The following is a 7,552-nucleotide window of genomic DNA, read 5'->3' as shown; positions in this document are numbered from 1 at the left end:
CCTCACAGCCGCATGCCAGAACATGAAGAAGATTGCCACATACCTAGCCAAGCAGGGCTAGGCATGTGGGAGCGCTTTTTCTGCATCTGAAACCTGATGAATATCTAAAGAAACTGTATAAAACAAAAAAGCTTGTAGAAAAAACATCGTTTTCTCTACAAGCTGAGAATGTCTTACGAGACATTCTCTTTTTTTATTTGCCATTTCGAAAGCCAGCATATTCATTCTGTAAAAATATGAAAAAGTCTCTTAACATATCTAGAAAAATACCGATGTTAAAACTGCAAATAGAGGAGGAGATAATAAAAGTGAACACACTGGCAAACTGGAAGAAGTTTTTGCTTGTGGCCGTTATGATTTGTTTTTTGGTTCCTATTATGACAAAAGCGGATATTGCGGAGGCTGATGCAAAATCTGACCTGATCATCAGTGAAGCAAAGAAACTGCTTGGGTATAAGTATAGATACGGCGGTGAAACACCGAAAGAGGGCTTCGATTCATCTGGATTGATTCAATATGTTTTCGGTCAGGCTGATATTCATCTGCCGAGATCTGTGAACGACCAGTCAAAAGTCGGAATGGCAGTAAAGCCGGCAGATCTAAAACCAGGTGATATTTTATTTTTCAAAAAAGCGGGAAGCAGCGGGACTGCACCGACACACGCCGCTCTTTACATTGGAGACGGGCAAATGATTCACAGCACCCTATCAAAAGGGGTTATCGTAACAAACTACAAAAAAAGCAGCTATTGGAGCGGCTCTTACATTGGAGCGAAACGAGTCGCTGCCGATCCGGAGACTGCTGATGTGGCTGTTGTGCAGGAGGCCGAAAAATACCTCGGCATTCCGTACGTTTTTGGCGGAAGCACGCCGTCAGAGGGCTTCGATTGCTCAGGGCTTGTGCAATATGTCTTTAAACAGGCGCTTGACATCTATCTGCCGAGATCAGCAGAGCAGCAGTGGGCAGTAGGCGAGAAGGTGGCGCTTCAGAACATGAAACCCGGTGATGTCATCTATTTCAGCAATACGTATAAAACAGGAATTTCGCATGCCGGCATTTATGCAGGAGGCGGAAGGTTCATTCAGGCGAGCCGGTCTGAAAAAGTAACCATTTCCTACTTATCAGAGGATTATTGGAAATCTAAGATGACAGGCATCCGCCGGTTTAACAACCTGACGATTCCGAAAGAAAATCCGATTGTGTCGGAGGCGACGCTCTATATCGGGGAAGTTCCTTACAAAAAGGGCGGGGTTTCTCCAGAAACAGGATTTGATACTTCTGGCTTTATCCAATATGTTTACCAGAAAGCGGCAGGCATTTCACTGCCCCGATACGCGACGAGCCAGTATAAAGCGGGAACAAAGGTTGATAAGGCTGACCTGAAACCGGGAGACATTGTCTTTTTCCAATCAACAAGCTTAAACCCGGCCATCTATATCGGAAATGGCCAAGTCGTTCATGTCACATTAACAAATGGTGTAACCATTACCAATATGAATACGAGCACGTATTGGAAAGATAAATACGCGGGAAGTATTCGCGTGCAATAAAAAACAAAGACTCCAGAATCTCTGGAGTCTTTTCTTTATGCATATTGGCCGGATAGAAGCTGGTCTATAAAGTGGGCCACGCCATTTTCATCATTGCTTTTCGTCACGTAAGTGCTTTTTTCTTTCAGTTCATCAATCGCATTTTCCATGGCGATTCGGTGTCCTGCCACTTCGAACATGGATAAATCATTCGGACTGTCACCAATCGCATAGATATCTTGCGTCTCAATGCCGTATTTGCCGGCAAGCTCAGTCAGCGCGCGCCCTTTGCCGGAAGAGGCTGGAAGAATTTCGATAATGTGCTTTCCGGAAGAGGTTTGCGCCAGTTTTTTATGATGCTTCAGTTCTTCCTTCGCATGTCTCAGTTTTTCCATATCAAAGGAGAAGCAAAGGAGCTTGTAAATGTTTTCGCTGCCGTCGAAAATCGATTCGATATGCGGGATCGGTTTGATGCCGAACTGCTTGAACTGGGTCATGGCTCCTTTCCACAATTCATCCATGTTTTCATCTGGATTGGCGCTCCTTAAAATGTCAAGCTCTGCTTGAAGCTTAGATTCGCCGTCAAAAGGAGAAAGCAGATGGTCATCTGTATAGACCTCGAAGTAAATATTTTTTGAGAGCAGGTAATCAGCAATCGCTTTGCCGGCCTCTTGATCCATTAATGTCCGGCTGATCAGGCTATAGCCTTTGTCATGAACCGTTCCGCCATTTGCCGCGATGATAGGGATATCCAAGCCTTCCAGCAGCGCTTTAACATCAAACGTTGCTCTTCCTGTGCAAATGGTAACGAGGATACCCGCATCAAGCGCCCGCTTGATAGCCGCTCTGTTTTCATTAGAAATGATGCTTTCCTTATTCAGCAATGTACCGTCTAAATCAATTGCTATTAATTTCATATGTAGGGGAAACCTCCTTAATAATGAAGCTGCTTCGTGTAGTATGTTCAGCTTTCATACGAAACATAAACCATATAGGACAAGGCTAAACCTTACGATCCTATTTTTCAACAATGAAATATGTAAAACGGGATGGCTGCACGCCATCCCGTTCATTATACACCTAAATCGTTTTGCAGCTCTTCTTTCACTTCCTGCAGTTTTTCCTGATTCAATCTGAAATAGTAGACGCCGCCAGGCTCATAGTCATAGCCTGTCAGCTGGATGGATTCAACCGACTTCAGTGAAGTGATAAACGGGAACAAGCCAATGGCATCTTTAAGAGATAGATTCATTTTTAAGTTTTCTCCCATTGTATCCACAATATCATCATAAGCCGGAATGGAGCTAAGCGATTTTGATTTATCGATAATGGCTTTCAGCACTTCCATTTGTCTTTGTCCGCGTAAAAGGTCACTGTCGGCTTTACGTGTTCTTACGTAAGCCAGCGCTTCCTCTCCATCAAGCGTGTGTGTGCCTTGTTGAAGGACAACTTTTCCTTTTGTATCCTTTTTGATTTGCTGGATGACTTTATCGCTTTTTACGTTGACTGTAACGCCATTCAGCTCATTTACCACGTCTTCAAACGCGGTGAAGTTGCTTTCGACTACATAATCAACGGGAATATCAAGCATTTCTTCAACTGTTTTCACACTTAGATCTACGCCGCCATAGGCGTGGGCATGCGTAAACTTATCATAGCCATGGCCTGGAATATTCACATAGGCGTCGCGCGGAATGCTCAGCATTTTGGCTGTTTTTTCTTTGCGGTTAAAGGTAATCAGTACATTCGCATCACTTCTGGCCTGGTCTACCGTCTCACCGTTTTTCTCCCTGGCATCAATTCCTAAGAGCAATACAGAGAAAGAATCCTTTCCAGGATCAAACTCTTTAATCCGTTTTACAGATTGTTCTCCGCGGGCAAGACTGACGTGAGCTTCTTTAGAAGCGTTGTTCAGTTTGACATAAGCGTATGTGCCGACAGAACCTGCGGCAATGATGAGAAAAGCCATTACACCGGCTAATAATTTCACCCATTTTCTTAGGCGTCTCTTTTTCTTCTTACGTTGTGATCGTTCTTCCATATCAATACCTCACGTTTCATTAATATTTGAAGCGTACCATTCATTTTGCCGTAGGGCAACTGCTGATAAGACAATATTCGATAAAAATTCCTATATTTATATGTTTTTGTTTTTAGAGATTTATGATGATGTGCTGAATCACCTTCTATTGGACGCCACTGGGGAAAAAAATGTTTCGGTGCAGTTGAAAAAAACGCCAGTAAATTAATGGATATTAGATGTCTGTACGTCTGCATAGGTTTATTTGCCGGAAAAATAGGCTAAAAGATTTCTAAAAAACTCCGTGGACAGTACCATTGGATCACTGATTGGAGAAAGGAAGTCATTTCTATGAAGAAGCAGTCAAATATATGGCTTTATTTTTTCGGCGCTCTTGGTGGCGCTTTATACGGCTATGATACCGGCGTCATTTCGGGAGCCATTTTATTTATGAAAAAGGATTTAGGCCTCAACGCTTTTACAGAGGGACTTGTTGTCAGCTCTTTATTAATCGGAGCGATACTCGGTTCCGGAGCGGCTGGCAAGCTGACGGACCGTTTTGGCAGGAAAAAAGCGATTATGGCTGCCGCGCTGCTGTTTTGTATAGGCGGATTGGGAGTTGCGCTTGCGCCAAATACAGGAGTGATGGTGCTCTTTAGAATCATTCTGGGACTGGCAGTCGGAACATCGACAACGATCGTGCCGCTGTATTTGTCTGAGCTGGCGCCAAAAGAGAAACGGGGTGCGCTGTCGTCCCTCAACCAGCTGATGATTACGGTCGGTATCCTGCTTTCCTATATCGTCAATTACATATTTGCCGATGCGGAAGCGTGGCGCTGGATGCTTGGATTGGCTGCCGTACCATCATTGCTCCTGCTCATTGGTATTTTGTTTATGCCTGAGAGCCCGCGCTGGCTGTTTACAAATGGTGAAGAGGGCAAAGCGAAGAAAGTTCTTCAAAGATTGCGGGGAACAAAGGATATTGATCAGGAAATCGATGATATTAAAGAAGCGGAAAAAGAGGACGAAGGCGGTCTGAAGGAGCTGTTCGATCCGTGGGTGCGCCCGGCGCTGATTGCCGGATTGGGACTGGCGTTTCTGCAGCAATTTATCGGTACGAACACAATCATTTATTATGCGCCGAAGACCTTTACAAACGTCGGGTTCGGAAACTCCGCTTCTATTTTAGGAACGGTCGGAATCGGAACAGTGAATGTTCTTATGACTCTTCTCGCCATTAAAATCATTGATAAAATCGGCAGAAAGCCGCTGCTGTTATTCGGGAATGCAGGGATGGTGATCAGCTTGATCGTCCTGGCTATGGTGAATCTCTTTTTCGATAACACCCCGGCCGCATCATGGACGACAGTCATTTGCTTAGGCGTGTTTATTGTTGTGTTTGCCGTCAGCTGGGGCCCGGTTGTCTGGGTGATGCTTCCTGAACTATTTCCGCTTCATGTGAGAGGCATCGGGACTGGGGTCTCCACCTTGATGCTGCACGCTGGAACTTTGATTGTTTCACTAACCTATCCAATTTTAATGGAAGCGATCGGCATCAGCTATTTATTCCTGATTTATGCTGCGATCGGCATTATGGCGTTTCTATTTGTCCGGTTTAAAGTAACAGAGACGAAAGGAAAAAGCCTTGAAGAAATCGAGCAGGATTTGCGCGATAAAAACGGTCAGGGAGGATCGGCAGGTAAACAGCAGACAGCGGGAACGTAAATCATATTCAAAAGGGTGCTGCCAACAGGCGCACCCTTTTTGCTGCTTACCTTCCAACCGTTCCAAAATTAATGATTTTGAACGAAATATCGTATGTGAACTCTGCCTCAGTGAACGTTTCATCCCAATGCCCTTTTACTTTATTCCAGTAATCCGGGTATTGAATCCGAACGTAGTCAGATAAAAAGATAGGGTCTGCTTTATACGTATGCTGCAGCTGATCCATAATCTGCTTGATATCGTGTTTCAGCTTTTTCTCAAAAATGTTTTCCAGCTTACGCAAATAACTCTCGCTAAAAGAATTTTCTCTTGGACTTTGATCTTCTGTCAGAATGCCTGTTGTTTTGACAGAAATATGAAAGACAGGCTTTCCATTCTGAATGGCAGGTTTGATTTTTGATTTGGACTTCTTAATCTCAAATGTAATCGGAGATCCTTTTTCTTCCGCCGGCATGACGCCGCCTGGGATCGTCCCCATTACCCATGTCAGCGCTTGTGTTTCATCCGCTGAAAGAAATCCGACGAGTTTATTGCTGCCGCTTTTAATAATGCCAGCCCCGTCATACTTTGCTTTTCCCTTTTGGTTTTTCACGGCTTGAATGAGAAAACTGTAGCCGTTTTGGCAATAGATAGAAGCTCTTCCGATCCGAAGCGGTATCATAATTTTCCCGTTATATCCGCTGTTGTTTGTCAGATCAATCAGCTTTTCGGAAGGCATCGGCAGCTGCTGCTTTGGACTTCCTTCCGTGAAAATGTCTCCAGCTTCCCCTCTGGCTGCCATCAAATAGCTGCTTCTCCTCAGCTCATCATCCCGGATAAAATGGTTGAACAATTGATCGATATTTTGATTTTTCATTAGCTTTTCTCCCAAAAGAATCACTTTCAAATGATCGCTATAGATAGGAGGGTCTTTGATGGATACATCACTGACCGCTTCGAGAATGGTTTTCCCGCGGGAGGTCACATTGACAAATTCCGGTTTTCCTGATGATTGGCTGTCTTCACTTTGGGGAAGAAGGTTTTGATAGGTTAATTTATACTGATGGTCATCAGTTTCATCGATAGCAAGTCCTCTGGCGAAAGACAGTTTTTCAATATTTTTGACATCCCAGCATCCGCAGAGCAGCTGCAGCATCAGAACCATTGCTGCAAGCTTTATAATTGTCTTCATTGCAGCTGACCCCTCCCCAGCTTCTTCTGTACCCAGCTCAAAAACCAGATGAGAAATGGTATGATAATGACACCTAAAAATGCATATCCGAGAAGTGAACCGTAATAAAACACGGCATTCAGATCGTCAGGAAGCATTGTGAAGAAAAATGTAACAGCCAGCAGTGCAGCAAGCAGCCACGGATTGTTTTTATTTTTTAGGTGAAAGACATCTGTTAATCCGATATGCGCGCCTTTAAAGGAGCCGAGCATACATGCAAATTGCTGAGCTGTCCAAGTCAATTGTAAAAACAGGTCAAATCGTTCAATAAAGATCCCTGGGATTTCTAATGCGTGGATGAGTGAAATGGTCGGCCACGTCACTGTTTTAGCTTCAGCCACACTCATACAGCCAATGACAATAAACAAAGTAATGCTGTAGAAAACAGTTGAGGTTGCAATGCCTAAAGCGACAGCTTTTTTAACCTTCTTCGGATCTTTCATAAAGGGAATGAGATACAAAATGACTTCAAATCCTGAAAAATATAAAAGGGTTTTAGGAAATAAAGAGAAAAAACTTTGATAGCCGCCTGCAAATACGGGTCGGATAAAATCTAACTGAAACAAACGAAAGCTAAACATCAGCAGCATCAGAAAAATAATAATAGTAATAGGAAAGATATACGCATATACCTTCGCAATGGGGTAAACGCCTCCGGCCACATGATAGATGGCAACCGCCAGAAAAATAATGACGACAACCGCCATCGGCGTGTTTTTTAATAGAAAGAATGCGACAACCTCTCCCAAGACCCGGGCTTGAAAGCATACGATACCGATAAAATAAAGGGTAATAAATAAATTCAAAAAGAAACCGATCAATTTTCCGGCTGCAATGCTGTTGAGCTCAAAAATCGTTTTTCCGCTGTTTCGTTGAAGAAAAGGCAAAAATAACAGAGCATAAATGATAAAAATAACGCCCTGAAGCAGGATCATAATCCATCCGCTCGGACTTTCGGTTTCAGCGGCTGAGCGGGGAAGGGTTAAGACACCGGCACCGATCATTGTACTGCTTACCATAATAAGCGTCTGCATAAATGTAAGCTTGTCCTCTGATTGCATCATAGCC

The 7,552-nt window shown here is 43.8% G+C and carries 6 protein-coding genes; 2 read left to right on the top strand and 4 right to left on the bottom strand.

The window, feature by feature from the left end; translation table 11 throughout:
- Nucleotides 1–308: 308 nt before the first annotated feature.
- Nucleotides 309–1,550: a C40 family peptidase gene (locus LNN34_RS18415; protein WP_082687836.1), complete on the top strand. Its 1,242-nt coding sequence runs from the start codon at nucleotides 309–311 to the stop codon at nucleotides 1,548–1,550.
- Nucleotides 1,551–1,585: 35 nt separating this feature from the next.
- On the opposite strand, the gene LNN34_RS18410 is transcribed toward LNN34_RS18415, so the two are convergent.
- Together LNN34_RS18410 and LNN34_RS18405 are read right to left on the bottom strand one after the other, a co-directional pair.
- Nucleotides 1,586–2,446: a Cof-type HAD-IIB family hydrolase gene (locus LNN34_RS18410; RefSeq protein WP_044159568.1), complete on the bottom strand. Its 861-nt coding sequence runs from the start codon at nucleotides 2,444–2,446 to the stop codon at nucleotides 1,586–1,588.
- A gap of 155 nt (nucleotides 2,447–2,601) precedes the next feature.
- Nucleotides 2,602–3,570, bottom strand: coding sequence for an LCP family protein (locus LNN34_RS18405; protein WP_069486829.1), 969 nt, complete (start codon nucleotides 3,568–3,570; stop codon nucleotides 2,602–2,604).
- 330 nt (nucleotides 3,571–3,900) lie between these two features.
- Here LNN34_RS18405 and LNN34_RS18400 point away from each other — a divergent pair, with 330 nt between their 5' ends.
- A complete protein-coding gene (locus LNN34_RS18400) occupies nucleotides 3,901–5,274 on the top strand; it encodes a sugar porter family MFS transporter (protein WP_059353658.1) in 1,374 nt (457 codons plus the stop codon).
- A gap of 46 nt (nucleotides 5,275–5,320) precedes the next feature.
- Here LNN34_RS18400 and LNN34_RS18395 read toward each other — a convergent pair whose 3' ends face one another.
- Together LNN34_RS18395 and LNN34_RS18390 are read right to left on the bottom strand one after the other, a co-directional pair.
- Nucleotides 5,321–6,445 carry a Ger(x)C family spore germination protein gene (locus LNN34_RS18395; protein WP_229044111.1) on the bottom strand — a complete coding sequence of 375 codons (1,125 nt, stop codon included), beginning with the start codon at nucleotides 6,443–6,445 and terminating at the stop codon, nucleotides 5,321–5,323.
- Nucleotides 6,442–7,548 carry a spore germination protein gene (locus LNN34_RS18390; protein WP_202647757.1) on the bottom strand — a complete coding sequence of 369 codons (1,107 nt, stop codon included), beginning with the start codon at nucleotides 7,546–7,548 and terminating at the stop codon, nucleotides 6,442–6,444. The genes LNN34_RS18395 and LNN34_RS18390 overlap by 4 nt, the downstream gene beginning before the upstream one ends.
- Nucleotides 7,549–7,552: the final 4 nt, after the last annotated feature.

This window comes from Bacillus sp. AF23 (assembly GCF_020861455.1).
In the GTDB taxonomy this organism is placed as follows: domain Bacteria; phylum Bacillota; class Bacilli; order Bacillales; family Bacillaceae; genus Bacillus; species Bacillus halotolerans.
Note: the sequence above shows the minus strand (reverse complement) of the source record. Positions and strands in the feature narration are given on the sequence as shown.